The 25,689-nt window shown below is 70.1% G+C and carries 21 protein-coding genes and 3 pseudogenes; 13 read left to right on the top strand and 11 right to left on the bottom strand.

Annotated features, from left to right (window positions below; genetic code table 11):
• Positions 1-34: 34 nt before the first annotated feature.
• Positions 35-961 carry an FAD-dependent oxidoreductase gene (locus WBG99_RS03275; protein ID WP_338894850.1) on the bottom strand — a complete coding sequence of 309 codons (927 nt, stop codon included), beginning with the start codon at positions 959-961 and terminating at the stop codon, positions 35-37.
• A gap of 90 nt (positions 962-1,051) precedes the next feature.
• Between WBG99_RS03275 and WBG99_RS03270 the strand changes: the two genes are divergently transcribed.
• On the top strand, positions 1,052-2,080 hold the full coding sequence (locus WBG99_RS03270) for an oxidoreductase (protein ID WP_338894848.1): 1,029 nt from the start codon (positions 1,052-1,054) through the stop codon (positions 2,078-2,080).
• Between the two features lie 72 nt (positions 2,081-2,152).
• Positions 2,153-3,793, top strand: a complete 1,641-nt coding sequence (locus tag WBG99_RS03265; protein WP_338894846.1) for an ABC-F family ATP-binding cassette domain-containing protein — start codon at positions 2,153-2,155, stop codon at positions 3,791-3,793.
• Between the two features lie 53 nt (positions 3,794-3,846).
• Here WBG99_RS03265 and WBG99_RS03260 read toward each other — a convergent pair whose 3' ends face one another.
• Positions 3,847-6,237: a Tex family protein gene (locus tag WBG99_RS03260; RefSeq protein ID WP_338894844.1), complete on the bottom strand. Its 2,391-nt coding sequence runs from the start codon at positions 6,235-6,237 to the stop codon at positions 3,847-3,849.
• Between the two features lie 629 nt (positions 6,238-6,866).
• On the opposite strand from WBG99_RS03260, the gene WBG99_RS03255 reads away from it, so the two are divergent.
• Complete coding sequence (locus WBG99_RS03255; RefSeq protein ID WP_338894842.1) at positions 6,867-7,763, top strand: alpha/beta fold hydrolase; 897 nt, start codon at positions 6,867-6,869, stop codon at positions 7,761-7,763.
• Positions 7,764-7,868: 105 nt separating this feature from the next.
• On the opposite strand, the gene WBG99_RS03250 is transcribed toward WBG99_RS03255, so the two are convergent.
• The 4 genes from WBG99_RS03250 to WBG99_RS03235 form a co-directional block, all read right to left on the bottom strand.
• Positions 7,869-9,287 (bottom strand): hypothetical protein, encoded by a 1,419-nt coding sequence (locus tag WBG99_RS03250; protein WP_338894840.1) that lies wholly within the window; start codon positions 9,285-9,287, stop codon positions 7,869-7,871.
• Complete coding sequence (locus WBG99_RS03245) at positions 9,284-10,129, bottom strand: TnsA-like heteromeric transposase endonuclease subunit (protein ID WP_338894839.1); 846 nt, start codon at positions 10,127-10,129, stop codon at positions 9,284-9,286. The genes WBG99_RS03250 and WBG99_RS03245 overlap by 4 nt, the downstream gene beginning before the upstream one ends.
• Positions 10,130-10,402: 273 nt before the next feature.
• The gene (locus WBG99_RS03240) at positions 10,403-10,546 is read right to left on the bottom strand and encodes an LPFR motif small protein (protein WP_169797823.1); all 144 of its coding nucleotides are present in this window, start codon (positions 10,544-10,546) and stop codon (positions 10,403-10,405) included.
• Between the two features lie 85 nt (positions 10,547-10,631).
• Positions 10,632-11,498, bottom strand: coding sequence for a hypothetical protein (locus WBG99_RS03235; protein ID WP_338894837.1), 867 nt, complete (start codon positions 11,496-11,498; stop codon positions 10,632-10,634).
• A gap of 107 nt (positions 11,499-11,605) precedes the next feature.
• Between WBG99_RS03235 and WBG99_RS03230 the strand changes: the two are divergent.
• Positions 11,606-12,220 (top strand): annotated as a pseudogene (locus WBG99_RS03230) (helix-turn-helix domain-containing protein); the annotation flags it as partial.
• Between the two features lie 51 nt (positions 12,221-12,271).
• Entirely contained in the window at positions 12,272-12,907 is a 636-nt protein-coding gene (locus WBG99_RS03225; RefSeq protein WP_338894835.1) for a DJ-1/PfpI family protein, read from the top strand.
• A gap of 45 nt (positions 12,908-12,952) precedes the next feature.
• On the opposite strand, the gene WBG99_RS03220 is transcribed toward WBG99_RS03225, so the two are convergent.
• On the bottom strand, positions 12,953-13,696 hold the full coding sequence (locus WBG99_RS03220; RefSeq protein WP_338894834.1) for an enoyl-CoA hydratase-related protein: 744 nt from the start codon (positions 13,694-13,696) through the stop codon (positions 12,953-12,955).
• Positions 13,697-13,961: 265 nt separating this feature from the next.
• On the opposite strand from WBG99_RS03220, the gene WBG99_RS03215 reads away from it, so the two are divergent.
• Entirely contained in the window at positions 13,962-14,477 is a 516-nt protein-coding gene (locus WBG99_RS03215; protein WP_338900193.1) for an ATP-binding protein, read from the top strand.
• A gap of 10 nt (positions 14,478-14,487) precedes the next feature.
• Here the strand turns inward: WBG99_RS03215 and idi are convergent, their stop codons facing one another.
• The 4 genes and pseudogenes from idi to galE all read right to left on the bottom strand — a co-directional run bounded on the left by idi (position 14,488) and on the right by galE (position 17,838).
• Positions 14,488-15,090: an isopentenyl-diphosphate Delta-isomerase gene (idi, locus tag WBG99_RS03210; RefSeq protein WP_338900192.1), complete on the bottom strand. Its 603-nt coding sequence runs from the start codon at positions 15,088-15,090 to the stop codon at positions 14,488-14,490.
• Between the two features lie 172 nt (positions 15,091-15,262).
• Positions 15,263-15,763: pseudogene (locus WBG99_RS03205) on the bottom strand (N-acetyltransferase); the annotation flags it as partial.
• 8 nt (positions 15,764-15,771) lie between these two features.
• Complete coding sequence (locus WBG99_RS03200; RefSeq protein WP_338894833.1) at positions 15,772-16,710, bottom strand: cation diffusion facilitator family transporter; 939 nt, start codon at positions 16,708-16,710, stop codon at positions 15,772-15,774.
• Positions 16,711-16,866: 156 nt separating this feature from the next.
• Complete coding sequence (gene galE, locus WBG99_RS03195; RefSeq protein WP_338894832.1) at positions 16,867-17,838, bottom strand: UDP-glucose 4-epimerase GalE; 972 nt, start codon at positions 17,836-17,838, stop codon at positions 16,867-16,869.
• A gap of 440 nt (positions 17,839-18,278) precedes the next feature.
• Here galE and WBG99_RS03190 point away from each other — a divergent pair.
• The 7 genes and pseudogenes from WBG99_RS03190 to WBG99_RS03160 all read left to right on the top strand — a co-directional run bounded on the left by WBG99_RS03190 (position 18,279) and on the right by WBG99_RS03160 (position 25,340).
• Positions 18,279-20,107: pseudogene (locus WBG99_RS03190) on the top strand (DUF5941 domain-containing protein).
• Positions 20,104-20,856 carry a phosphocholine cytidylyltransferase family protein gene (locus WBG99_RS03185; protein WP_338894831.1) on the top strand — a complete coding sequence of 251 codons (753 nt, stop codon included), beginning with the start codon at positions 20,104-20,106 and terminating at the stop codon, positions 20,854-20,856. The pseudogene WBG99_RS03190 and the gene WBG99_RS03185 overlap by 4 nt, the downstream one beginning before the upstream one ends.
• Positions 20,844-21,908: an iron-containing alcohol dehydrogenase family protein gene (locus WBG99_RS03180; protein ID WP_338894830.1), complete on the top strand. Its 1,065-nt coding sequence runs from the start codon at positions 20,844-20,846 to the stop codon at positions 21,906-21,908. The genes WBG99_RS03185 and WBG99_RS03180 overlap by 13 nt, the downstream gene beginning before the upstream one ends.
• Positions 21,886-22,665 (top strand): CDP-alcohol phosphatidyltransferase family protein, encoded by a 780-nt coding sequence (locus tag WBG99_RS03175; protein ID WP_338894829.1) that lies wholly within the window; start codon positions 21,886-21,888, stop codon positions 22,663-22,665. The genes WBG99_RS03180 and WBG99_RS03175 overlap by 23 nt, the downstream gene beginning before the upstream one ends.
• Entirely contained in the window at positions 22,662-23,546 is an 885-nt protein-coding gene (locus tag WBG99_RS03170; protein ID WP_338894828.1) for a glycosyltransferase, read from the top strand. The genes WBG99_RS03175 and WBG99_RS03170 overlap by 4 nt, the downstream gene beginning before the upstream one ends.
• Before the next feature lie 95 nt (positions 23,547-23,641).
• Positions 23,642-24,571, top strand: coding sequence for an ABC transporter permease (locus WBG99_RS03165; protein ID WP_338894826.1), 930 nt, complete (start codon positions 23,642-23,644; stop codon positions 24,569-24,571).
• Positions 24,564-25,340, top strand: a complete 777-nt coding sequence (locus WBG99_RS03160; RefSeq protein WP_338894824.1) for an ABC transporter ATP-binding protein — start codon at positions 24,564-24,566, stop codon at positions 25,338-25,340. Before WBG99_RS03165 ends, WBG99_RS03160 begins: the two co-directional genes overlap by 8 nt.
• Positions 25,341-25,689: the final 349 nt, after the last annotated feature.

Raw genomic sequence — 25,689 nt, 5'->3', positions numbered from 1 at the left:
GGCTGGGCGCGCGGTTCCTCGCGCCCCGTCGTCGTCACCCCGTGGCGAGCCGCGCCGCCTGCTGGGCGCAGCCCCAGGCCACCGTGACCCCGGCCCCGCCGTGTCCGTAGTTGTGGACCAACACCCGTCCGCCCGGCAGGAGTTCCCGCTCCAGACGCACTGCCGGCCGGGCGGGCCGCAACCCCACCCGATGGTCGAGCACGCGCGCGTCGGCGATCTCCGGCCGCACCGCCGCACACCGCTTCACGATCTCCTCGGCGATCACCGGATCCGGCGTCATGGACCACACGTCCTCCTCCGCCGTACCGCCCAGGACCAGCCCACCGGGCTGCGGCATGAAGTACGTGCTCTCGGACCCGGCATGATCCACCGACGTGAGCCAGGTGGTGACGCCGGGGTTCTCCACGGCGACCAACTGTCCCCGCACCGGCCGTACGGACGGATCCGGCACCAGCTCCCGCGCACCGAGCCCCGTGCAGTTGACGACCACGCGCGCGTCGACCGCCGCGAGATCGCTGACCGTACGCGCCTCGACCGCCCCGCCCGCCGCGACGAACCGCCCACGCAGCCACCGCAGATGGGCCGGCATGTCGATCAGCGGCAGCCGCGCCCACAGCCCGGCACCCGGATACTCCTCGGCCGTCGCCACCCGCAACCCCGCCACGCGTGCGGCCCACGCGCCGAGCCCGTCCAGCGCGGTCTCGCCATGTACGCCCTCGACCATACGTACGCCCGTCTCGTCCGGCCGGGCCGCCAACTCCTCGTACACGGCCAGGGAGGCGAGCGCCCACTCGCCGACGAGTTCCTCCGGCTCGATCCGGTAGGGCCACCACAGGCCGCCCGCGACGGCGGACGTGGTCCGCTCCCCGGGCTCCCGCGCCCGGATCCGGACCCGTCTGCCGCTCTCCGCCAGAACGACGGCCGTCGTGAGGCCGACGATTCCGCCACCGACCACGATCACATCGCTGTTCGATTCCTTGGCCGCGCTGGGACGTTAGCGGAATATGCCATCCCGTGCTCGCAAGTCTGCCTTTGTGGGGATACTCGCACCATGTCTGCCGAGTACGCGACCTTCGGCCTGGCACCGGCGATGAGAGCCGGTGGCGTCCTCGCCAACGGTGACTACCAGGTGCACCGGGACTTCGTGGACTTCATCGTCGACGGACGCCCGCTGCTGTTCCAGCTCTCCGACCTCGACGCCGTATCCCCCCTCGCCTCCGACGTCCCGCCCTCGATCTTCTCCGCCCAGGTGCGCAGCCTGCTCCTGGAAGCCGAAGCCCCCCTCACCCGCGACCGTTACGTCATCTACGGCTGCCCCGAATGCGCCGACCTCGCCTGCGGAGCGGTGACCGCGGTGATAGAGCGGGACGGCGACGACTACGTGTGGCGGGACTTCGCCTGGCAGACGGAGGAGGAGGCCGACCTGAAGCTGAACGGCTACACGGGCATCGGTCCTTTCCGGTTTCACGGCCCCGAGTACCGCGGCGCACTGCAGTCCCTGCTGAGCGAGTCCGCCGCCGAACCCTCGTCCCGCCGCCGGGTCCTCCTCATCGGTGCCCGCGTCGCCGTCCTCGCCAGACTCGCCGCCGCCCTGCGCGCCATCGGGATCGGCGCCGACATCGCGCACGACGCCACCGGCGTGTCCGCCGAGGAACTGCGCGCCTACGGCGCCGTGGCCTTCGGGCGGGCCGTCGGCGAGGCGGACCGCGACGCCGTACGGCGGGTCTTCGACCGCGCCGGGGTCCAGGTCGCGTACGTCGACGGGCTCGCCCCGATCATCCCGCTCCTCGTCGCCCAGATCGAGCACGCCCTCGACCGCAGTCCGACGGAACAGCGCCGCCTCACCCGCCTCGTCGCCGCCGGCGGCCAGGCCGGCATCGAGATCACCTCCACCTGCCGGGTGGAGCTGACCGCGTACCGCCTCGGCCGGCTGCACCGCCCCCACACCTACCGGTTCTTCGAAGGGATCCTGCCGGCGGGCCGGCACCGCATCGGGCTGGACCCGCAGGCCATGAAGGGAGAATCGTTCATCGTGGCCCGGACCTCGGGGACGGTGCTGGTGGAGCCGATGGGGCGGTGAGATCCGGCGGACACGGTCCCTGACACCCGGCCCCTGCGAGCGGGCGGGACGGTGTCGTTAGGATCGCCCCCTGTGACCGCCACTCTCGTCGTCAAGAATCTCGCCGCCGGGCACGGCGACCGCTCGCTCTTCTCCGGGCTCGACCTCGTCGTCGCCCCCGGTGACGTGATCGGGCTGGTCGGTGCCAACGGGGCGGGGAAGTCCACGCTGCTGCGGCTGCTCGCGGGACTGCTTCCACCGGAACAGGGAGAGCTGCGGCTGGCCCCGCCCACGGCGACCGTCGGCCACCTCCCGCAGGAGCCCGAGCGCCGGGAGGGCGAGAGCGTACGGGACTTCCTCGCCCGGCGCACGGGTGTGGCGGAGGCCCAGCGGGTGATGGACGAGGCTACCCAGGCGCTGGTCGACGGCGCGCCGGGCGCCGACGACGCGTACGCGACCAGCCTGGAGCGCTGGCTCGACCTGGGCGGCGCCGACCTGGACGAGCGGGCGGAGGAGGTCGCCGGCTCCCTCGGCCTCGGTGTCGACCTGGACCAGCCCATGACCGGCCTCTCCGGCGGCCAGGCCGCCCGCGTCGGACTCGCCTCCCTCCTCCTCTCCCGCTACGACGTCTTCCTCCTCGACGAGCCCACCAACGACCTCGACCTGGACGGCCTGGAACGGCTCGAACGCTTCGTCTCCGGCCTGCGCGCGGGCACGGTGGTCGTCAGCCACGACCGCGAGTTCCTCACCCGCACGGTCACCAAGGTCCTCGAACTGGACCTCGCGCAGAACCGGATCAACCTCTACGGCGGCGGATACGAGGCCTACCTGGAGGAACGAGAGACGGCCCGCCGGCACGCCCGCGAGGACTACGAGGAGTACGCCGACAAGAGGGCCTCCCTCCAGGACCGTGCCCAGATGCAGCGTTCCTGGATGGACAAGGGTGTCAAGAACGCGCGGCGCAAGGCGAACAACGACAACGACAAGATCGGCCGCAAGTTCCGCAGCGAGGCGAGCGAGAAGCAGGCCGCGAAGGCCCGGCAGACGCAGCGCATGATCGAACGGCTGGACGTCGTGGACGAGCCGCGCAAGGAGTGGGAGCTGCGCATGGAGATCGCGGCGGCCCCGCGCTCCGGCGCCGTGGTCGCCACCCTGCGCGACGCGCAGGTGCGACGCGGCGACTTCGCATTCGGACCGGTGTCCCTGCAGATCGACTGGGCGGACCGCGTCGCCGTCACCGGCGCCAACGGCGCGGGCAAGTCGACCCTCCTGGGCGCCCTGCTCGGCCGGATCCCCCTGGACGCCGGACACGCCGCCCTCGGCTCCGGTGTCCTCGTCGGCGAGGTCGACCAGGCCCGCGGGCTCTTCCACGGCCCCGAGCCTCTGTTCGACGCCTTCCGCGCGGCCGTCCCCGACACCGAACCCGTCGAAGTCCGCACGCTCCTGGCCAAGTTCGGCCTCAAGTCCGCCCACGTCCTACGCCCGGCGGCGACCCTCTCCCCGGGCGAACGCACCCGCGCGGCCCTGGCGTTGCTCCAGGGCCGCGGAGTGAACCTCCTCGTCCTCGACGAGCCCACCAACCACCTCGACCTCCCCGCCATCGAGCAGCTGGAATCCGCCCTGGACGCCTATGAGGGCACGCTCCTGCTGGTCACCCACGACCGCCGGATGCTGGACGCGGTAAGGGTGACGAGACGCTTCGAGGTGGCGTCGGGCAAGCTGACAGAGCGTTAGCGCGGCAGCGCCGCGTCCCGCGGGCGGCGGGGGCGAAACCCCCGCCGGACCGCTCAGCGCCGCTTCGGATCCACCAACCCCGCCCGCCGTAGCGCGTCAGCCATCGCACTGTTCGCCGGAGCCGTCGCCGCACCCCCCTGCCGGGAACCGCCACCGCCACTGCCACGCCCCTGCTGCCGTGGCGGCTGAGATCCACGAGCGCCACGCTGAGGCCGGGAACCCCCACCCGGCTGCCCCTGGCCCTGTCCCTTCGGCGCGGCCTCGTCGTCCAACCGCAGCGTCAGGGAGATCCTCTTCCGCGGAATGTCGACGTCGAGGACCTTCACCTTGACGATGTCACCGGGCTTCACCACGTCCCGAGGGTCCTTGACGAACGTCTTGGACAGCGCGGAGACGTGCGCCAGGCCGTCCTGGTGGACACCGACGTCGATGAACGCCCCGAAGGCCGCCACGTTCGTCACGACCCCCTCCAGCACCATGCCGGAGACGAGATCGGAGATCTTCTCGACGCCCTCCTTGAAGGTGGCCGTCCTGAAGGCAGGCCGAGGGTCACGGCCCGGCTTCTCCAACTCCTTCAGGATGTCCGTCACGGTCGGCAGACCGAACGTGTCGTTCACGAATTCCTGGGGCCTGAGCGACCGCAGGACACCCGTGTTGCCGATGAGCGCCGCCACCTCCTGACCGGAGGTCTTCACCATCCGCCGTACGACGGGGTACGCCTCGGGGTGCACGCTGGACGCGTCCAGCGGGTCGTCGCCGTCCCGGATCCGCAGGAAGCCCGCGCACTGCTCGTACGCCTTGGGGCCGAGCCGGGCCACACCCTTCAGCTGGGAGCGCGACGTGAACGGGCCGTTGGCGTCGCGGTGGGCCACGATGTTCTCGGCGAGCCCGGAGGAGATGCCGGAGACGCGCGCCAGCAGCGGGGCGGAGGCCGTGTTCACGTCGACGCCGACGCCGTTCACACAGTCCTCGACCACCGCGTCCAGCGAACGCGACAGCTTCACCTCGGACAGGTCGTGCTGGTACTGGCCGACGCCGATCGACTTCGGGTCGATCTTCACCAGTTCGGCGAGGGGGTCCTGAAGGCGGCGCGCGATCGAGACGGCGCCGCGCAGCGAGACGTCCATGTCCGGCAGCTCCTGCGAGGCGAAGGCGGAGGCGGAGTACACGGACGCGCCCGCCTCGGACACCATCACCTTGGTGAGCTTCAACTCCGGGTGCCTGGTGATCAGTTCACCGGCGAGCTTGTCGGTCTCCCGGGACGCCGTGCCGTTGCCGATCGCGATCAGCTCGACCGCGTGCTCCTTGGCCAGACGCGCCAGCCTGGCGATGGCCTCGTCCCACCTGTTGGCCGGAACGTGCGGGTGGATGACGTCGGTGGCGACGACCTTGCCGGTCGCGTCGACCACGGCGACCTTCACGCCCGTACGGAAGCCGGGGTCGAGGCCGAGCGTCGCGCGTGTACCGGCGGGGGCGGCGAGGAGCAGGTCGCGCAGGTTCGCCGCGAACACGTTCACCGCCTCGTCCTCGGCGGCCGTCCGCAGCCGCAGCCGCAGGTCGATGCCGAGGTGGACCAGAATGCGGGTTCGCCAGGCCCAACGCACTGTGTCCGTCAGCCACTTGTCGGCGGGCCGGCCTCGGTCGGCGATCTGGAACCGGCTGGCGACGATCGCCTCGTACGACGAGGGACCGGGCCGCTCGGAGGGCTCCTCCGGCTCCAGGACGAGATCGAGGACGTCCTCCTTCTCGCCACGCAGCATCGCCAGGATGCGGTGCGAGGGCAGCTCGGTGAACGGCTCCGCGAAGTCGAAGTAGTCGGCGAACTTGGCGCCCGTCTCCTCCTTGCCGTCCTTCACCCTGGCGGCCAGCCGGCCCCGCACCCACATGCGCTCACGCAGCTCGCCGATCAGGTCGGCGTCCTCCGAGAAGCGCTCGGTGAGGATCGCCCGCGCGCCGTCCAGCGCGGCCTGCGGATCGGCGACGCCCTTCTCGGCGTCCACGAACGCGACAGCGGCGGCCGACGGCTCGCTGCTCGGGTCGCCGAGCAGCCCTTCGGCCAGCGGCTCAAGTCCCGCCTCGCGCGCGATCTGCGCCTTCGTACGCCGCTTCGGCTTGAACGGGAGGTAGACGTCCTCCAGCCGCGCCTTGGTCTCGGCGGCGCGGAGCCGCGCCTCGACCTCGGGCGTCAGCTTGCCCTGCTCGCGCACCGAGTCGAGGATCGCCGTCCGCCGCTCCTCCAGCTCCCGCAGATAGCGCAGCCGCTCCTCGAGCGTGCGCAGCTGCGCGTCGTCGAGCATCTCGGTCGCTTCCTTGCGGTAGCGGGCGATGAAGGGCACGGTCGAACCGCCGTCGAGCAGCTCCACCGCGGCCTTGACCTGCCGCTCCCGTACGCCGAGTTCCTCGGCGATCCTGCCTTCGATGGACCCTACGAGGGGTGTCGTCACGATCCCGTACCGCCTTCTCCACAGAGGTTGCGCGGCAATTGTGGCAGGTGACACCGACAGCGGGGGCTCAGGGCGTGACACGGGCGCAGTCGGCTGTGATTGGTCGAGATAGTTGTCACCTGGTCGCGATACTTGTCACTGGGCTGGTTGGCACGGCGCGTCAGCAGCTGCGGTTGCCCCTGTCTGAGGCCGAGGTCAGTCCGCCCCGCTGGGACACGACCCGGACTCGGCAGTGATCCGTGATCCGGTAGGGTCTTGCCATGTCCTACATGTTCGTCCGCCTTCGGACCGCCTAAGACGTCTGCCGCCGCAGTCGCTCAGCGACCGGCGCCGGTCGGAGAACCCGCAGGAGACCACGGAGGTCTCATGGCACTGCCCTGCGGGTATCGCTCGGCCCTGTCCGTCGACGCGCACTGTTCCCGGTGAGCGCTTCCACGTCGCGTGCTGCCCCTGACGGGCTGGCATGCGCTGGTTGACCGCTGCACCGGTCTGCGTGCGCCCGGCTACCGAACCGCGACGCGCCTGGTGACAGGTGCGCGATTCTCCTTCACCTTCGGCGGCTCACCGCGCCGGCATCGGCTTGTCCGGCATGCCTGCCGCGCCGCCCACCGGACATTGGACTGACCCGTATGACATCCCTCTCCGCCAACTCCTCCTCTCCGCAGCAGGTCCGCGATGCGAATACCACTTTCGTACTCGTGCACGGCTCGTGCTCCAGTTCGCTGATGTGGGCTCCTGTCCAGCGCGAACTGGCGCTGCTCGGCCATCGCAGCTTCGCTGTCGACCTGCCGGGGCACGGCTTCGACGCGCAGTACCCGGCCGCCTACCAGGCCCCGCAGGACCTCGAAGCTTGGGCGGCCGAACCGTCGACTCTGGCCGGGGTCACCCTGCAGGACAACGTCGACATGGTCGTCGACATCGTCCGACGGGTGGCCGAGCAAGGGCCGGTGGTGCTGGTGGGCGCCAGCCTCGGCGGAACCACCATCACCGGGGTGGGCAACACGGTCCCTGACCTGGTGAGCCGACTCGTCTACATCTCCGCGTGGTCGTGCGTGCAGCGCGCGAACCCCATCGAGTACATGCAGGATCCCGAGTTCGGCGGCAACCTGCTGGCCCCATTGGCCGCGTTGAACGTCGGCGACCCCGCCGAACTCGGCGTCGGTCGGGCCAATTACCGCACCGCCGACCCGAACCTGCTCGCGGCACTCAAGGCGGCGATCATGGCGGACGGCACCGATGAACAGTTCCGGTCCTTTCTCAACCTCCTGCAGCCGGACGAATCCCTGGCGGTGATGATGGCCGACGCACGCGGCCACGCCGGAACCTGGGGCACCATCGCCCGCACCTACATCCGTCTCACCGACGACCGGTCACTTCCCGTGGCAATGCAGAACCGTCTGATCGCCGAGGCCGACGCCTTGACGCCCAACAATCCGTACGACGTGCACACCCTGGCCACCAGCCACGTCGGGTTTCTGCTCAAACCGGCGGAGGTGGCCGGCATCCTCGATCAACTGACTGTCTGACCCCAGAAGGCGCAAACCAACATCTAACACGCTGAAGGGGGCAGCCAGTCAGCTGCCTCCTTCAGCGAAATCGCCACCCGACGTCAAGCTCAGCGTTGCTAGTTCTCAACGACATTTTCGAGCTCCCTGATCGCCAAGTGCTGCCCAAATCCGTCGACAACCGTTGCCCGCTCCCACCGACCGAATCACTGGGCCTGCATACCGTGGTCGATCCGGTGCGCTACCTCCTCTGAGTATGTCTGCAGGAGGTCGATGGACAGTCGGCCTGCGAGGGAGGCTCCGGAGCCGGTGAAGACTCGCCAGGTTGGGTGATCGCCTCGCTGCGTGAGCACGGCCTTGTACTTGTTCATCTGTGGAGCGAGCGTCTTGCGCCCCCGTGTCACCAGAGTCCAGACCACTGCTGAGGCGAGGATCCTCTCCGCCTTGGTCGTGAACAGCTCGCGTACGGAGGCTGAGATCATGATCGGTTCGTTGAGGATTTTGTCCGTCATCTCGTCCCAGATCGGACTTGGGATCAGCCATTCCTGAAGCGCTGCCCATCGCGACGTCGACCGACGTGTCCGAGACCAGCGTCAGACGAAACGCGCAGATCGAGTGCGTGTAGGTGCAAAGGGCGAGGGTGAGATGCACCTTCACTGCTTCGTCGAAGACCGATTCGCGAACCATGACCGGAAGCACCGTGGTGTCCAGGGCGACGACCTTGCCGGGGCGATCGATCAGCACGTAGCCGTCATTGCTCACCAGATCGTCGCCCTGCTGATTGCGCTGACGTCCCCGCCCCGAGCCGAACCACTCATGCCAGACCCGCCGCAGCACCGCGTAGCTCGGGACGTCCTCGGGGGCGGTCCCGAACGTCTCATGCATGTACTGCGTGATCAGCCGGACTTTGGTGGTCATGCTCACCTTCGACAGGTGTTTCGTCTCCTGCCTGACCGCGTGGATCGCCTCACGGACCTCCTTGTTGACCTTCCGGTGGCTGCCGCTCTCGCGCAGCCACCGGTCATCAGCACAGCCGATGATCCCGTCCCGCTGGAACTGCTTCTCCCAGCGGATCAGCGTGCGAAGCCCGACCTGGTCCAGCGCGAGAAGTCTTGCTTCCTGACGGCCCATCGCCTGCAACTCGGCGACCTTTGCATGCCTCCGCGAGGTGACCGTGCTCGTGTCCGGGTTGTATTGCGGCTTCGGCTCGCCCGGTCCCGGTCGAAGTCGGTCCCCGCTGCGGAAGCCGGTCCTGACTTCCGCCAGGTGTTCCAGTCGGACCTTGACCAGCTCCAACTGGCGCGGCGTCAAGTCACCCAGGCTCTTGGGCTGACGGCTGCGGCTGGCTCCCTCTGCGGCGGTGACCGAGGAGGAGTGACAGTCCGGGTGGTGGGCCAGAAAGCGGTAGGTCACGCTCTGCCGAGTTCCGTCCAGGGCCACCAAGTGGACGCGGCCGGTGTGCGGTTCGCCTCGCTCGACGCGCCACTCGTCCCCGTCGAGCACGAGAGCGCTGCCGACTGACACGTCCAGTGCGGTCGCAGTCATGGCGACACCTTCCCCGTGACGATCACCGAACCGTCACCGAGAGGGGCCCGCAGGTCCAGCCCCAACCGTCGGTGCCAGAGCAGATGCAGCAGGTGGGCCCGGGCCACCGGCGGGAAGGCGGTGCAGGCCGCCAGCTCGCCGAAGGTTCGCCCGCCGGCTGCTGCTTCAGCCAGGAGGGTCGGCTCCAACTGAAGAGGGTCCGCCATCGACCGCCGACGCGACGACAGCCAGTCCAAGGTCATCATGATGTGAGGCAGCCACTCACCCACGACCGCGAACTCCCAACCGCAGACGCGAGCCAGCTCTGCGGCGGCAGCGAACGACTCCCAATCCTTCTCGAAGATCAGCTCAGCCGGGCGTACGTCGATCAGCCAGACACCGGCCCTCGTGCGCACCAGGTAGTCCGGGGTGTGCGGTCGTTCTCCGAGGGCTCCGCCGAAGCGCATCCTGAACGGCTGCGAAACAACATCCGTCACCTCGCCGGCGAAGTCCAGAGCGAGCAGGAACCGAGCCTCTTCTATGCTCTCCGCCCCGTGTAGGCGACCGGTGCTCTGAACAAACGGCAGCCCGGGACGGTGACGTTGTTCCCGCCGCCACGTGAACACGCGCATCGGAGCGAACTCACGCAACCCGTACCGAATCAACTCCTCGACCGACCGCGTGAGCTCTTCGCTGGTGGTTCGCCACGTCACAGACCACCGCGACTCCCACCCCGGAGCCAGGTCGAGCCCGGCCCGACCACCGGAGACATCGACCGGGGCGAGCAGGTCGGCCCACGTGCACCAATGCGACCACAGCGCATCGGTGGACGCCGCAGCGACCGCGTCGCCGAGTCCGGACAACCCGCTTCTCGTGTCCACATCACCAAGCAACCAGATCGCTGACGTACAGCGATCCCAACGATCGAAGTTGGTGACAACTAGAGCGAAAAGCCCTAGGTGGTGACAACTGGAATGGCCAAACAGTGACAACTACCGCGCTCAAGTCTGTGCTCGGTACCAGCTCGCCGACCCACCTTGGTGACGACTATCTCGACCAGTCACATCGGCCCGGGACAGACGTGGAGCCGGACGCGTGGTCGCGTCCGGCTCCGGCGTCCAGGGCCCGGCCGAAGATCAGGCCCGACGGGCTCGCCCGGTGCGGCGCGTCGAGCTCGACGCGCCGCCGAAGAGCCGGGCCACGGCCCGGAACGGCAGCGTCACCACCGTCGCGATGGCCCCACCGATCTGCCGCAACACGTCTGCGATCGCACGGAACACGTACTTCCCCTTTCGTCTCCCGGCTGGCTGGGCCAGGAACGATCGGGTACCGCGCCCCGTACCGTTCATGCCTGAACCGATCCGGTCAGCTTGTGCCGATCATTCCCGCCGGGAACGCCCCCGCGGCGAGCAGGGTCGTCACCAGAGAGGTCATCAGCTCAGTGAGCCGGTCCACCCCGGCGGCGCCCAGGTGCTCGTACGGCGCCAGGTCGAGGCGGTCCGTCGCGGCCTCGATCTCCCCGCGGAGGGCGACGCCCGCCTCCGTCAGCTCGCCCTCGGTGTCCAGCAGGCCGCGGTCCCGGAGCCGTGCGCTCGCCGCGTCCCACTCGTCCCGGTTCCAGCCGCGCGTGCCGAGGACCCATTTCGGGGACATGCCCTTGCCGGTCGCGGTGTGGCTGACCAGAGCCTCGACCGGATCGAGACCGGCGTCGAGGAGCACGTGCAGATGCCCGTCACCACGGTGTTCGCGCAGCAGAGTGGTCGCGTGCCAGAGCGCGAGGTGGGGGCGCTCGGGTATGGGGAGATCGGCGTGCGCGGCGTACAGGGGGCGCGCGGTCCTCGCGCACGCCTCGGTGGCACGCAGCGCCAGCTCCGCCGCCTCGGCGACCTCCTCGGAGGCGATCAGCTCCTCGCCGAGCAGCCGCCGCAGCGTGGCGTCGACGGCCCGCTCGCGGGCCGCCAGCGCCATCGGCGGCGCGGCTGTCTCCCACACGGCGGGCACATGCTCCGCCACCAGTTCGTGCCGGAAGTTGAAGAACGTCGCCGTCACCACGCCCGGGCCGACCCCGCCCATCGCCGCGGCCCGCACCGCGAAGTACGCCGCCCTCGGGTCCCGAACCCCCACGGCGGCCAGCTCCCGCCCGAGGTCCGGCGAGAAGTAGTGCGCCGAGTGGAAGGGATTGAGGAGGTTGTGGCAGCGCCGACCGGCGCGCTTCGGCAGAGAAGAGGTCATGCCCCGCAGGTTACCGACTGGTTGGTACGAAGGGCAGGGTCGGCCCTCGCGGATCGCGAGCCCCGGCCGACCCGAGCCACGTCCCGGTCCCGCCCATGGCAGAAAAGGTCCTGGACGGCCGCCGGGCGACCACGCACTGGGCGTACTGCCACAGGCTGGCCCGCGACCACCCGGCCGTCGAGGTCGACCCGGACCCCATCTACATACGCGACGGGCACATCGCCACCTCCGCCGGCGTCACCTCCGGCATCGACCTCGCCCTCGCGCTCGTCGAGGAGGACATCGGCCGCGACGCCGCCCTCGCCATCGCCCGCCATCTGGTCGTCTTCCTGCGCCGGCCGGGTAACCAGGCCCAGTTCAGCGCCCAGCTCGCCGCCCAGACCGCCCGGCGGGAACCGCTCCGCGAGGTCCAGCAGTGGATCACCGAGCACCCCGGCGACGACCTGAGCGTCGAGACCCTGGCCGCCCGCGCCCGGCTCTCACCCCGCCACTTCGCCCGCGTTTTCCGGGCCGAGACGGGCACGACCCCGGGCCGGTACGTCGACCGCGTCCGCCTCGAACACGCCCGCCGCCTCCTGGAGGACACCTCCGACGGAGTCGAGGAGATCTCCCGCACCTGCGGCTACGGAACCTCCGAGGCCATGCGCCGCGCCTTCGTCAAGACCCTCGGCACGGCCCCGGCGGAGTACCGCCGCCGCTTTCGCCCCGCTCCGACCCCGTAGCGCACCCGCGCGACCGCCTCGCGGAGCGCCGCACTCACGGAAGGCAGTCCCATGCAGATCGCGATCGTCCTCTTCGACCGTTTCACCGCCCTGGACGCGGTGGGCCCCTACGAGACCCTGGGCCGCGCACCCGACGCCGAACTCGTCTTCGTCGCCGAGGAGACCGGCCCTGTCCGCACCGACCAGGGCGCCCTCGCGATCACGGCCGACCGGCCCCTGGCGGAGGTGCCGAGCCCCGACATCGTGATCGTCCCCGGCGGCCCCGGACAGAGCGCGCAGATGGAGAACGAGGCCCTGCTGGGCTGGCTGCGCACGGCCGACACCGCCAGCACCTGGACGACCTCCGTGTGCACCGGCTCCCTGCTGCTCGCCGCCGCCGGGCTGCTCCAGGGCCGTCGCGCGACCTCGCACTGGCTGGCCCTCGACGAGCTGAAGCGGTTCGGCGCCGAGCCGACGGGGGAGCGTGTGGTGTTCGACGGCAAGTACGTCACCGCGGCCGGCGTCTCCTCCGGCATCGACATGGGGCTGACCCTGCTCGGCCGGATCGCGGGCGACGACCACGCCCAGGCGATCCAGCTGGCGACCGAGTACGACCCCCAGCCGCCGTACGACGCGGGCGCCCCCGAGAAGGCCCCCGCCCACCTCGTCGAGTGGTTCCGCGAGAACAGCCGCTTCGTGCTGCGGTGAGCACGCGGCCGACGAGCGGTCAGCGGCCGGACGCGGCAGGCGAGTTCAGATGCTCCATGCGAACCGGGGCGGTCTGCGATCCAGGAACGCGGCGACGCCCTCCGTGGTGTCGCCGCTGCCGCGCGCCTGCTCGGCCCAGTGGGCGTCGCGGTCCGTACGGCCGTTCGCGAACTCCTTGGCCGCCGCCTGCGTCAGCCGGGAGCGGGAGACCAGCACCCGGGTGAACCCGGCCACCCGCCCGTCCAGTTCACCGGCGGGCAGCACCTCGTCCACCAACCCCGTGCGCAGCGCCCGGTCCGCGTCGATCAACTCACCGGAGAACAGCAGGTACTTGGCGGTGCCGGGACCGACCAGCGACACCAACCGCCGGGTGGAGGAGGACGGGTAGACGAGCCCCAGCTTCGCGGGCGTGATCCCGAACAGCGACCCCGCCTCCGCGAACCGCAGATCGCAGGCCGCCGCCAGCTGCGCGCCCCCGCCCACGCAGTGCCCGCGGATCGCCGCGAGGGTCGGTTTGGGGAACGCCGCGAGAGTCTCCTCGGCGAGAACGGCCAACTGCTGGGCGTCGTCCGGCGACTCCCGTAGCGTGGAGATGTCGGCCCCCGCACAGAACGTCCCGCCCTCCCCGGTGAGTACCAGCGCCCGCACGGCGGGGTCGGCGGCCAGCCGGTCGAGGAGCGGCGGCAGCGCCCGCCACATCCCGGCCGTCATGGCGTTGCGCTTGGCTGGGTGATGGACGACGACGGTCGCGACCCCGTCGGCGAGGGTGTCCAGCAGCTGAGGCTCCATGTACGGGATGCTAGCCACCACCGCGCCCACACGATCAAGAAGGGGCCCGGAAGGCGACGATGCCCGACGTCGAACCCGTACAACCCGAATAGTTCCGAAAGGGGCCCGCCCCAAGCAGAAGCGGTCGCAGGGCTGCCCGACGTGAACGCGAGTGGTCCGAAAGTCGCCGATACGCGCTGACTTCTGTTCAGTCCTCCGCGCGCAGCGCTGAGTTACCAACACTCGACATGTGGTGACAATCGAGCACAAGGGTGGCGACCGGACCATGGACGACCAAGGGCGCGGGAGCGACCCACGCCCTGGAGGCGACGGGCATGTGCCCGCCGACCCGAGGCCGCCGGTACCACTGCCGTACGAAGGGGTCTGGCGGTTCACCGCTGCCGCCGTCGACGCCTCGGTGCCGCAGGCGCGGCGTGCCGTCCGGGGCCTGCTCGCCCGGCAGGGTGTGCCGATCTCCGACGACCTGGTCCAAGGGCTTCTGCTGATCCTCTCCGAGCTGGTGACGAACGCGGTCAAACACGCGGCGCTCCTGTCGCCCACGCTCGCCGTCGAGGTCGCCGTCGACGCCGAGTGGGTGCGGGTCTCGGTGGAGGACAACCACCCCTACCGTCCGACCGCCCTGGAGACCGACCACGGCCGGCTCGGCGGCCGGGGGCTGCTCCTGGTGCGTGAGATCACCCTGGAGGCGGGCGGCGTCTGCGACGTCGAGCACACCGCGAGTGGCGGCAAGGTGATCTGGGCCGCCCTGCCGCTCGCGCCCGCACATCTGATCCAAGGGTGAGATGGTGTGATCACCAGCCGGCGGAGGGACCCGTCAACTCCCGGACCGCCGGCCGGGCCGCGCCCAGGACCGTCATGAACCAGGACGAGAAGGTGTCCTTGGCATGGCGCTCCGCCAGCTCGGCCGGGGTCACGAACGCGGTGGCGCCGACCTCGTCCGGATCGGGCCGCAGCGGGGCCCGCAGCAGCCCGACGAACAGATGGTTGAACTCCTGCTCCACCAGGCCGGATTCCGGGTCAGGGTGGTTGTAGCGGACCGTGCCCGCCTCGCCGAGCAGCGCCGGGGAGACCCCCAGCTCCTCGTGTGTCCGCCGCGCCGCAGCCGCGAAGGGGGACTCTCCCGGGTAGGGATGGCCGCAGCAGGTGTTCGACCAGACCCCGGGAGAGTGGTACTTGCCGAGGGCGCGCTGCTGGAGCAGCAGCCGGCCGCGCTCGTCGAAGAGGAAGACGGAGAACGCCCGGTGCAACTGCCCGGGGGGCTGATGGGCGGCCAGCTTCTCCGCGGTGCCGATCGTGGTGCCGACCTCGTCGACCAGTTCCAACAGGATCGCTTCCGTGGTGCCTCCCCCAGAGCCTCCAGGGTTTGGGAGGTGCCCCCCTTGTGAACTGTGCATCGCGGTGGCAGGTGTGATCGGCATGCCCATCCTTCGCCTCGTTCTTCGAGCCTCAAAGTCTGCCGCACGAAACCAGCACTCCCGGCACTTCGCGCCAACCCGCATGTCCTACCCACGCATCCCGCCCCATGACACCCGCGCGTCCGCGCCGGCGACGAGGGCGGCCCGCGCGTCAGACCCCGAACGCGGCCGGATACCTGATGGTGCCGGACGCCACCGGCCCGGAACCGTTCAGGACCAGGGCCATCATCGCCGCGTCCGGCACGTCGAAACCGGGCCGGATACCGTACTCGGATGCCCGGGCGAAGCCGAAGCGCGGATAGTACTCGGGATGTCCCAGCACGAGGACGAGCCGCTCCCCACTCGTGCGTGCCGCCGCCAGCGCCGCGCGTACGACGGCCCCGCCCGCCCCTTGCCGCTGCCGGTCCGGCAGCACCGCCACGGGGGCCAGTGCCGGCGCGGGCGTCTCGTCCACCAGGCAGCGGGTGATCAGGGCTTACGCCGAGACCGTGCCGTCCGGTGTCTCGGCCACGTACGACAGTCCGGACAGCCAGGCGTCCGGTGTCCCGCGCAGCGCGTCCACCAGCTTCGCCTCCGCGTCGGTCTCGAAGGCGGCGGCGTTGACCGCGTACACCGCCTCCCGGTCGGCGGGCGTCTCCGGCCGCGTGCTCCAGTCGATGTTCAGTGGCACAGCTTCGCCTCGTGTTCCGCGTGGCCGCTCGGCTCCAGCTGGAAGGTGCAGTGCTCGACGTCGAAGTGATCGCCGATGCACCCCTGGAGGTCGTGCAGTATCTTCTCGTGTCCCATGGAGTCCAACGTGTCGGAGCCGACGACCACATGGGCCGAGAGCACCGGCAAACCGGAGGTGATCGTCCAGGCGTGCAGATCGTGGACGTCCTCCACCCCCGGCAGTGCCAGTATGTGGGATCGCACCTCTGCCATGTCGACGTTCTTGGGAGCAGCCTCCAGCAGGACGTCGAGGGTCTCGCGCAGCAGCTTCACCGTACGCGGGACGATCATCAGAGCGATGACCAGCGAGGCGATCGGGTCGGCGGCCTGCCAGCCGGTGAACAGGACGACCGTCGCGGAGACGATCACCGCCACCGAGCCGAGCGCGTCCGCCGCCACCTCCAGGAAAGCGCCCCGGACGTTCAGGCTCTCCTTCTGGCCCCGCATCAGCAGGGTCAGCGAGATCGTGTTCGCGACCAGACCGACCGCGCCGAACACCACGGTCAGCCCGCCCTCGGTCCCCGCGGGCGTGATGAAGCGCTGGATCGCCTCGTAGAGCACATAGCCGCCGACGCCGAGCAGCAGCAGACAGTTGGCGAGCGCCGCGAGTATCTCGGCCCGCGCGTAACCGAAGGTGCGGTTGCCGCTCGCCGGACGGTTCGCGAAGTGGATCGCGAGGAGCGCCATGCCCAGGCCCACCGCGTCCGTCGCCATGTGCGCCGCGTCCGCGATGAGCGCCAGCGAATCGGCGAGAACGCCACCGACGATCTCGACCACCATGACGGTGAGCGTGATCGACAACGCGATCCGCAGCCTGCCGCGGTACGCCGCTGCCGCCGTACCACTGCTCGGCGCGTGACGCGCGTGCCCGTGATCGTGCCCAGCCCCCATGCATCCGCCCTTCATCGCGTTCGTGTGTTCGGATCGGGATCACAGTGAACTACGGGTGGGGGGGTATCCGGCAACGCGGCACTGAACACCGTTGTCATCTGCTCTGACCTGCGGAAACGACACGCAGGTCAGAGTGTTGCCATGATCGAGGGCCGGTCACAGGCCGTGATGCAGCCGCCAGCCCGCCCAGGCCGACTCGACCATCTCGCGTACCCCGCGCCGCGCCGTCCAGCCGAGCTCTCGCGCCGCCAGCGCGGCCGAGGCGACCGCGCGCGGCGCGTCACCGGGGCGGCGCGGCTCCACCAGCGGGGGCCGGTGGTCGCCGGTCACCTCGCCGATCAAAGTGACGAGTTCGCGGACGGAAACGCCTTCGCCGCGGCCGATGTTCACGGTCAGGTCGCCCGTGCCGTCCTCGGTGGTGAGGCGCCGGGCCGCCGCGAGGTGCGCGTCCGCGAGGTCGGCGACATGGATGTAGTCCCGGACGCAGGTGCCGTCCGGGGTCGGGTAGTCGTCACCGAAGATCCGCGGGGCCTCGTCGCGGGTGAGGCGGTCGAAGACCATCGGGACGACGTTGAAGATCCCGGTGTCCGCCAGGGCCGGGTCGGCCGCGCCCGCCACGTTGAAGTAGCGCAGACACACGGTCGCGATACCGTGCGCCTCGCCGGCTGCCCGCACCAGCCACTCGCCGGCGAGCTTGGTCTCGCCGTACGGGCTCATCGGGGAGCACGGGGTGTCCTCGGTGATGAGGTCCACGTCCGGGTTGCCGTAGACGGCGGCGGAGGAGGAGAAGAGGAAGCGCTCGACGCCGGCTCCGGACACGGCTTCCAGGAGGGTGGCGAGGCCGCCGACGTTCTCCTGGTAGTAGCGGGTGGGCTGGGCGACGGATTCGCCCACCTGCTTGCGGGCCGCGAGATGGACCACGCCGGTGACCGTGTGCTCGGCGAGGACGCGCTTGAGGAGTTCGCCGTCGTGGGCGGAGCCCCGCACCAGGGGGATGTGGTCGGGGAGGCGGCGACGGACCCCTGCGGAGAGGTCGTCCAGCGCGATCACCTGTTCCCCGGCGTCGGTCATGACCTTCGCCACGTGTGCGCCGATGTAGCCAGCCCCGCCTGTGATCAGCCATGTCATGGGGTCACCCTATGCGGGGGCGGGGTTGTGGTCTTTCGTCGTGGAGGGTGTGGAGGCTTCGCGGGTGCTACGTGGTGCGTGGCTGCTCGCGCGGTCCCCCGCCCCCCTTTCAGGGGCACTCGATGCCGCCTATGAGCCGATATGTGAACCGGAGTTTGTGGCGCACCCCTCGGATCCCCGATGATGATCGCGGCGGAGGCCGAGCAGGCCGAGCAGGCCGAGCAGGCCGAGCAGGCCGAACCGATCGGGCCGTGAACGGGCGGTGAACGCCTGCTTCTCTTCATCCGATAACCTCTGCCGACACGCCGCCGGGCCCCAGGGCCTGTCGTCGAAATTCCCGCCTGCCTCACGGCGTTCGACGACAGGCCCTGGCGGGCCGGAGCGCCCCCACCACGCACATGTCCGGCGCCGTCGCGTCGGCACCCAAGGAGTGAGTTCGTCTGTCGACCGCCATCCTCACCGGTCAGCCGGTCCCCGGATCGTCGCTGGAGAGCGATCTGCGGTCGCTCGGCTTCGACGTGCGGGTCGCCTCCGACGCCGGTGACACCGAGACGCTCCTGGCGGCGGTGCCCGCGGGACAGCGGGTCGCGATCGTCGACTCCCGGTTCGTGGGCCATGTGCACGCGCTGCGCCTGGGACTCACCGACCCCCGCTTCGAGACCGCCGCCCTCCCGGGCGCCGTGACCGTGCAGGCCGTCGCCCGTCAGACGCTGACCCGGGCACTGGCCCGCGAGAGCTCCGCCGCGAGCGGCGACACCGCCATCGCCGTCGACGCCGTCGCCGACCGGGTCATCGCCGCCCTCGACGCCGACGACGTCCCCCTGTACCGGCCCGAACTCGGCACCCTCGTCGCCGTCGTCCCCGCCGACCCGCAGGCCCGCAACGAGGCCCGCCAGGCGGTCGCCGCCGTCGACGACGAGGCCGTACGGCTTCGTACGGCGGTGAAGTCCCGCGACGGCTTCTTCACCACGTACTGCATCAGCCCGTACTCCCGCTACCTCGCCCGCTGGTGCGCCCGCCGGGGCCTGACCCCGAACCAGGTCACCACGGCTTCACTGATCACCGCCTTGATCGCGGCCGGCTGCGCGGCCACCGGCACCCGCGGCGGGTTCATCGCGGCCGGCCTGCTGCTGATCTCCTCCTTCGTCCTCGACTGCACCGACGGCCAGCTCGCCCGCTACTCGCTGCAGTACTCGACGCTCGGCGCCTGGCTCGACGCCACCTTCGACCGCGCCAAGGAGTACGCCTACTACGCGGGCCTCGCCCTCGGCGCCGCCCGAGGCGGTGACGACGTATGGGCGCTCGCCCTCGGCGCGATGGTCCTGCAGACCTGCCGCCACGTTGTCGACTTCTCCTTCAACGAGGCGAACGCCGGGGACACCGCCGGCACCGCCAACACCAGTCCCACCGCCGCCCTCTCCGACAGGCTCGACAGCGTCGGCTGGACGGTCTGGATCCGCCGGATGGTCGTGCTGCCGATCGGCGAGCGCTGGGCGATGATCGCCGTCCTCACGGCGGTCACCACGCCCCGTATCACCTTCTACGCGCTGCTCATCGGCTGCGCCTTCGCCGCGACGTACACCACGGCGGGCCGTGTGCTGCGCTCGCTGACCCGCAAGGCCCGGCGGACGGACCGGGCCGCTCGGGCACTGGCGGACCTCGCGGACAGCGGACCCTTCGCGCAGGCACTGGTACGCGCGCTGCGGAAGCTGCCCGCCCGGCCGCCGTTCGGCGCGCGCGCCTTCGTGGCCATGCCGGGCGCCGTGCTCCTCGTCGCCGCCGCCTGGCTGGAGCCGTACGGCAGTGGGCTGCCCGTCGCGGCGGCCGTGCTGTACACCCTCACGTCGGCCGCGGCGGTCTCGCTGCCGCTGACGGGCGCCCTGGACTGGCTCGTTCCCCCTTCTTCCGCGCGGCCGAATACTGCACCGTTCTGGTACTGGCCGCGAAAGCCGATGTGAGCGGGGCCCTTCCCGCGGCTTTCGGGCTGGTGGCCGCGGTCGCCTACCATCACTACGACACGGTGTACCGCATCCGCGGCGACGCCGGCGCACCGCCCCAGTGGCTGGTGCGGGCGATCGGCGGTCACGAAGGCAGGACGCTGCTGGTCACCGTCCTGGCCGCGCTGCTCGCGCCCACAGATTTCAAGGTCGCGCTCACGGCTCTCGCCGTGGCCGTGGCGCTGCTGGTGCTCGTCGAGAGCATCCGCTTCTGGGTGACCGCCCATAAAACCGGCGCACCCGCCGTACACGATGAAGGAGAACCCGCATGATCGGCCTCGTGCTGGCGGCCGGCGCCGGACGGCGTCTTCGCCCCTACACCGACACCCTCCCCAAGGCTCTGGTGCCGGTCGGCCCCGAAGGCAACGAGGAGAGCCTCACCGTCCTGGACCTCACCCTCGCCAACTTCGCCGAGATCGGCCTGTCCGAGGTCGCGATCATCGTCGGGTACCGCAAGGAGGCCGTCTACGAGCGCCGCGAGGCGCTGGAGGCCAAGTACGGGCTCAAGATCACCCTCATCGACAACGACAAGGCCGAGGAGTGGAACAACGCCTACTCCCTGTGGTGCGGCCGTGACGCCATCAAGCACTCGGTGATCCTCGCCAACGGCGACACCGTGCACCCGGTCTCCGTCGAGAAGACCCTGCTCGCCGCCCGCGGCGACGGCAAGAAGATCATTCTCGCCCTCGACACGGTGAAGTCCCTCGCGGACGAGGAGATGAAGGTCGTCGTCGGCCCCGAGGGCGGTATGACGAAGATCACCAAGCTGATGGACCCGGCCGAGGCGACCGGTGAGTACATCGGCGTCACCCTCATCGAGGGCGAGGCCGCCGACGAGCTGGCCGACGCGCTGAAGACGGTCTTCGAGACGGACCCGCAGCAGTTCTACGAGCACGGCTACCAGGAACTCGTGAACCGGGGCTTCCGCATCGACGTCGCGCCCATCGGTGACGTCAAGTGGGTCGAGATCGACAACCACGACGACCTCGCCAAGGGACGTGAGATCGCGTGCCAGTACTGACGAGGCTCATCCCCTCGCCGGTCGTCGTGGACATCCGTCCCGGCGCGCTCGATGATCTGGCGACGATCCTGTCGGACCAGCGCATCGCGCCGTCGGGGCGGCTGGCCTTCGCGATCAGCGCCGGTTCCGGCCGCGCGCTGCGCGAGCGGTTCGCCCCCGCGTTTCCGGAGGCGGACTGGTTCTGCGACGCCGACGGCACCATCGACGGCGCGGTACGCCTCGCCGACTCGATCAAGAAGGGCGGTCACTACGACGCCGTGGTCGGGCTCGGCGGTGGCAAGGTCATCGACTGCGCCAAGTACGCGGCGGCCCGTGTCGGCCTGCCGCTGGTCGCCGTCGCCACCAACCTCGCCAACGACGGTCTGTGCTCCCCGGTCGCCACCCTCGACAACGACGCGGGCCGCGGCTCCTACGGAGTGCCGAACCCGATCGGGATCGTCATCGACCTCGACGTCATCCGTGAGGCCCCGGTGCGCTTCGTGCGGGCCGGCATCGGCGATGTGATCTGCAAGATCTCCGCCGTCGCCGACTGGGAGCTGTCGAGCCGGGAGACCGGTGAGAAGGTCGACGGACTGGCCGCCGCCATGGCCCGCCAGGCCGCCGAGGCGGTCCTGCGCCACCCCGGTGGCGTCGGCGACGACGACTTCCTGACGACGCTGTCGGAGTCCCTCGTGCTGTGCGGGATCTCGATGTCCGTGGCCGGCGACAGCCGTCCCGCCTCGGGCGCCTGCCACGAGATCAGCCACGCGTTCGACCTCAGCTTCCCCAAGCGCAACGCCCTGCACGGCGAACAGTGCGGTCTCGGCGGCGCGTTCGCCACGTTCCTGCGGGGCCACCACGAGATCGCGGGCCAGATGACCGAGGTCCTCCGGCACCACGGCCTCCCGGTCCTCCCGGACGAGATCGGCTTCACCGTGGACGAGTTCGTCCAGGTCGTGGAGTTCGCCCCGCAGACCCGGCCGGGCCGCTACACCATTCTCGAGCACCTCGAACTGAGCACCGAACAGATCAAGGACGCATACGCCGACTATGCCAAAGCCATCGGTAGCTGAGCTCCGCCCGGTCGTTCACCCCCCGGGTGTGAAGGACCGGCGGAGCGGCGAGCACTGGGCCGGCCGGCTCTACATGCGCGAGGTCTCCCTGCGCATCGACCGGCACCTGGTGAACACCCGGGTCACGCCCAACCAGCTGACCTACCTGATGACCGTCTTCGGCGTCCTCGCAGCCCCGGCCCTGCTGGTGCCGGGCATCCCGGGCGCCGTCCTCGGCGTGCTGATGGTCCAGCTGTACCTGCTGTTCGACTGCGTCGACGGGGAGATAGCCCGCTGGCGCAAGCAGTTCTCGATGGCCGGGGTCTACGTGGACAGGGTCGGCGCCTACCTGTGCGACGCGGCCGTGCTCGTCGGCTTCGGGCTGCGCGCCGCCGACCTGTGGGGCACCGGACGGATCGACTGGCTGTGGGCCTTCCTCGGCACCCTCGCCGCCCTCGGCGCCATCCTGATCAAGGCCGAGACCGACCTCGTCGGTGTGGCCCGGCACCAGACCGGCAAGCCGCCGGTCCAGGAGTCGGCCTCCGAGCCGCGCTCCTCCGGCATGGCGCTGGCCCGCAAGGCCGCCGCCGCGCTGAAGTTCCACCGGCTGATCCTCGGCGTCGAGGCATCCCTGCTGATCCTGTTCCTCGCGGTCCTGGACCAGGTCCGGGGCGACCTCTTCTTCTCCCGGCTCGGCGTCGCCGTGCTGGCGGGCATCGCCCTGCTCCAGACCCTGCTGCACCTGGTCTCCATCCTCGCCTCCAGCAGGCTGAAGTGAGCGACGGCATGAAGGTCGGCGCGGTCATCATCACCATGGGCAACCGTCCCGACGAGCTCCGCGCCCTCCTCGACTCGGTCGCCAAGCAGGAGGGTGACCGGGTCGAGGTTGTCGTCGTCGGCAACGGCTCGCCCGTCCCGGACGTCCCCGAGGGCGTGCGGACGGTCGAGCTGCCCGAGAACCTCGGCATCCCCGGCGGCCGCAACATGGGCATCGAGGCGTTCGGCCCCAGCGGCCGGGACGTCGACGTCCTCCTCTTCCTGGACGACGACGGCCTGCTCGCCCACCACGACACCGCCGAACTCTGCCGCCGGGCCTTCGAGGAAGACCCGAAGCTCGGCATCGTCAGCTTCCGGATCGCCGACCCCGATACCGGCGAGACCCAGCGGCGCCATGTGCCACGGCTGCGCGCCTCCGACCCGATGCGCTCCTCCCGGGTCACCACCTTCCTCGGCGGCGCCAACGCCGTCCGCACCCAGGTCTTGGCCGAAGTCGGCGGACTCCCGGACGCGTTCTTCTACGCGCACGAGGAAACCGACCTGGCATGGCGGGCCCTCGACGCGGGCTGGATGATCGACTACCGGTCCGACATGGTGCTGTACCACCCCACGACCGCGCCCTCCCGGCACGCGGTCTACCACCGCATGGTCGCGCGAAACCGCGTCTGGCTCGCGCGCCGTAACCTCCCGGCCCTCCTCGTCCCGGTCTACCTGGGCGTCTGGCTGCTCCTGACCCTGCTCCGCAAGCCCTCCGCCCCGGCCCTGAAAGCCTGGTTCGGCGGCTTCAAGGAGGGCTGGACGAGCTCCTGCGGCCCCCGTCGGCCCATGAAGTGGCGTACGGTGTGGCGGCTGACCCGACTGGGCCGGCCTCCCGTCATCTGACAAGCTCGATATCTGAGAGCATGCGGCCGTACCCGGTCCAGGTTTCCGCCTCGGCCCGACCAGGCTGCGCACATTGAGGACGAAAGTTTCCACTTGTGAGTGAGACAACGCATGACGGCAGGCTCGCGGTGAGCGACCGTCCGTCGCCCGACGACGGGCTCTCCGCGACGGAACTGGCCGCCAAGTACGGACTCGCCGTGAGCGGCGCCCGGCCCGGACTCGTCGAGTACGTCCGCCAGATGTGGGGGCGGCGCCACTTCATCCTCGCCTTCTCCCAGGCGAAGCTCACCGCTCAGTACAGCCAGGCCAAGCTCGGCCAGCTGTGGCAGGTGGCCACCCCGCTGCTCAACGCGGTGGTGTACTTCCTGATCTTCGGCCTGATCCTCAACGCCGACCGGGGCATGGAGCGCGAGGTGTATGTCCCGTTCCTGGTCACGGGCGTGTTCGTCTTCACCTTCACACAGAGTTCGGTGATGGCGGGTGTGCGCGCGGTCTCCGGCAACCTGGGCCTGGTGCGCGCCTTGCACTTCCCGCGCGCCTCGCTGCCCATCTCCTTCTCGCTCCAGCAGCTCCAGCAGTTGCTGTTCTCGATGATCGTGCTCTTCGTCATCGTGGTCGGCTTCGGCAGTTACCCGCGGCTGTCGTGGCTGCTGATCCTCCCCGTGCTGGCACTGCAGTTCCTCTTCAACACCGGCCTCGCGCTGATCATGGCCCGTATGGGTGCCAAGACGCCCGACCTCGCGCAGCTGATGCCGTTCGTGATGCGGACCTGGATGTACGCCTCCGGCGTCATGTTCTCCATCCCCGTGATGCTCGCCGAACACCCCAAGTGGATCGCCGACATCCTCCAGTGGAACCCCGCCGCGATCTACATGGACCTGATGCGCTTCGCGCTGATCGACGGCTACGGCCGCGAGAACCTGCCGCCGCACGTGTGGGCGGTCGCCGCCGGCTGGGCCGCGCTGATCGCGCTCGGCGGCTTCGTGTACTTCTGGAAGGCGGAGGAGAGGTACGGCCGTGGCTGAGGCACTCATTCCCACCGTCATCGCGGACGAGCTGCACATCGTCTACCGCGTCAACGGTGCCAGGACCGGCAAGGGCAGCGCCACCGCCGCCCTCAGCCGCATCCTGAAGCGAGGCTCCGACGACGCGGCGCGGGGCGTGCGCAAGGTGCACGCCGTCAGGGGCGTCTCCTTCGTCGCCTACCGCGGCGAGGCCATCGGCCTGATCGGCTCCAACGGTTCCGGCAAGTCCACCCTGCTGCGTGCCATCGCCGGTCTGCTCCCCGCGGAGAAGGGCAAGGTCTACACCGACGGCCAGCCCTCCCTGCTCGGCGTCAACGCCGCCCTGATGAACGACCTGACGGGCGAGCGGAACGTCATATTGGGCGGCCTCGCGATGGGCATGTCCCGTGAACAGATCAAGGCGCGCTACCAGGAGATCGTCGACTTCTCCGGCATCAACGAGAAGGGTGACTTCATCACCCTGCCCATGCGCACCTACTCTTCCGGCATGGCGGCCCGTCTGCGCTTCTCCATCGCGGCGGCCAAGGACCACGACGTCCTGATGATCGACGAGGCCCTCGCGACCGGAGACCGCAACTTCCAGAAGCGCTCCGAGGCCCGCATCCGCGAGCTGCGCAAGGAGGCCGGCACGGTCTTCCTGGTCAGCCACAACAACAAGTCGATCCGCGACACCTGCGACCGCGTCCTGTGGCTGGAACGCGGCGAACTGCGCATGGACGGTCCGACCGAAGAGGTGCTGAAGGAATACGAGAAGTTCACGGGCAAGTAGCCCGAAACGACCGGGCCCCGCCGGAACTGTTCCGGCGGGGCCCGGCGTCTGCGAAGGAGGCCGGGTCCGGTCGTGCGCGAAGGAAGCGCCAACTCCGGTCGCCCACAGGAATCTTGGGGCAATCGGTGCGTTCTTGTGATGTGCGGGACACCCTGACGGAGCAGGGTGCGTTGTACAACGTAAGCTGTACCGGTGCCGAATCGCGGCAAGTGGGTCCATAATGCGCGACACCCGGCATCAGCCGCAGACGCCGACCGCTGGGCGGCGTGTCCGAAATAGTGCGTATTGGGTCGGCAGTGTAGAACGGGAGATGTGATGGCCATGGCTACGGAGACTCCCCGGCTCGACC

It is taken from the genome of Streptomyces sp. TG1A-60, assembly GCF_037201975.1.
Taxonomy (GTDB): Bacteria; Actinomycetota; Actinomycetes; order Streptomycetales; family Streptomycetaceae; genus Streptomyces.
The sequence above is the reverse complement of the archived record's forward strand: the minus strand, read 5'-3'. Positions and strand labels throughout refer to the sequence as shown.

What these genes read in the sequence shown, in the direction of transcription:
- WBG99_RS03250 (WP_338894840.1), bottom strand. Translation starts at nt 9,287, where the DNA reads ATGACTGCGACCGCACTGGACGTGTCAGTCGGCAGCGCTCTCGTGCTC.
- WBG99_RS03175 (WP_338894829.1), top strand. Translation starts at nt 21,886, where the DNA reads ATGCCAAAGCCATCGGTAGCTGAGCTCCGCCCGGTCGTTCACCCCCCG.
- WBG99_RS03225 (WP_338894835.1), top strand. Translation starts at nt 12,272, where the DNA reads ATGCAGATCGCGATCGTCCTCTTCGACCGTTTCACCGCCCTGGACGCG.
- idi (WP_338900192.1), bottom strand. Translation starts at nt 15,090, where the DNA reads ATGCACAGTTCACAAGGGGGGCACCTCCCAAACCCTGGAGGCTCTGGG.
- galE (WP_338894832.1), bottom strand. Translation starts at nt 17,838, where the DNA reads ATGACATGGCTGATCACAGGCGGGGCTGGCTACATCGGCGCACACGTG.
- WBG99_RS03270 (WP_338894848.1), top strand. Translation starts at nt 1,052, where the DNA reads ATGTCTGCCGAGTACGCGACCTTCGGCCTGGCACCGGCGATGAGAGCC.
- WBG99_RS03215 (WP_338900193.1), top strand. Translation starts at nt 13,962, where the DNA reads ATGGACGACCAAGGGCGCGGGAGCGACCCACGCCCTGGAGGCGACGGG.
- WBG99_RS03200 (WP_338894833.1), bottom strand. Translation starts at nt 16,710, where the DNA reads ATGGGGGCTGGGCACGATCACGGGCACGCGCGTCACGCGCCGAGCAGT.
- WBG99_RS03185 (WP_338894831.1), top strand. Translation starts at nt 20,104, where the DNA reads ATGATCGGCCTCGTGCTGGCGGCCGGCGCCGGACGGCGTCTTCGCCCC.
- WBG99_RS03220 (WP_338894834.1), bottom strand. Translation starts at nt 13,696, where the DNA reads ATGGAGCCTCAGCTGCTGGACACCCTCGCCGACGGGGTCGCGACCGTC.
- WBG99_RS03235 (WP_338894837.1), bottom strand. Translation starts at nt 11,498, where the DNA reads ATGACCTCTTCTCTGCCGAAGCGCGCCGGTCGGCGCTGCCACAACCTC.
- WBG99_RS03255 (WP_338894842.1), top strand. Translation starts at nt 6,867, where the DNA reads ATGACATCCCTCTCCGCCAACTCCTCCTCTCCGCAGCAGGTCCGCGAT.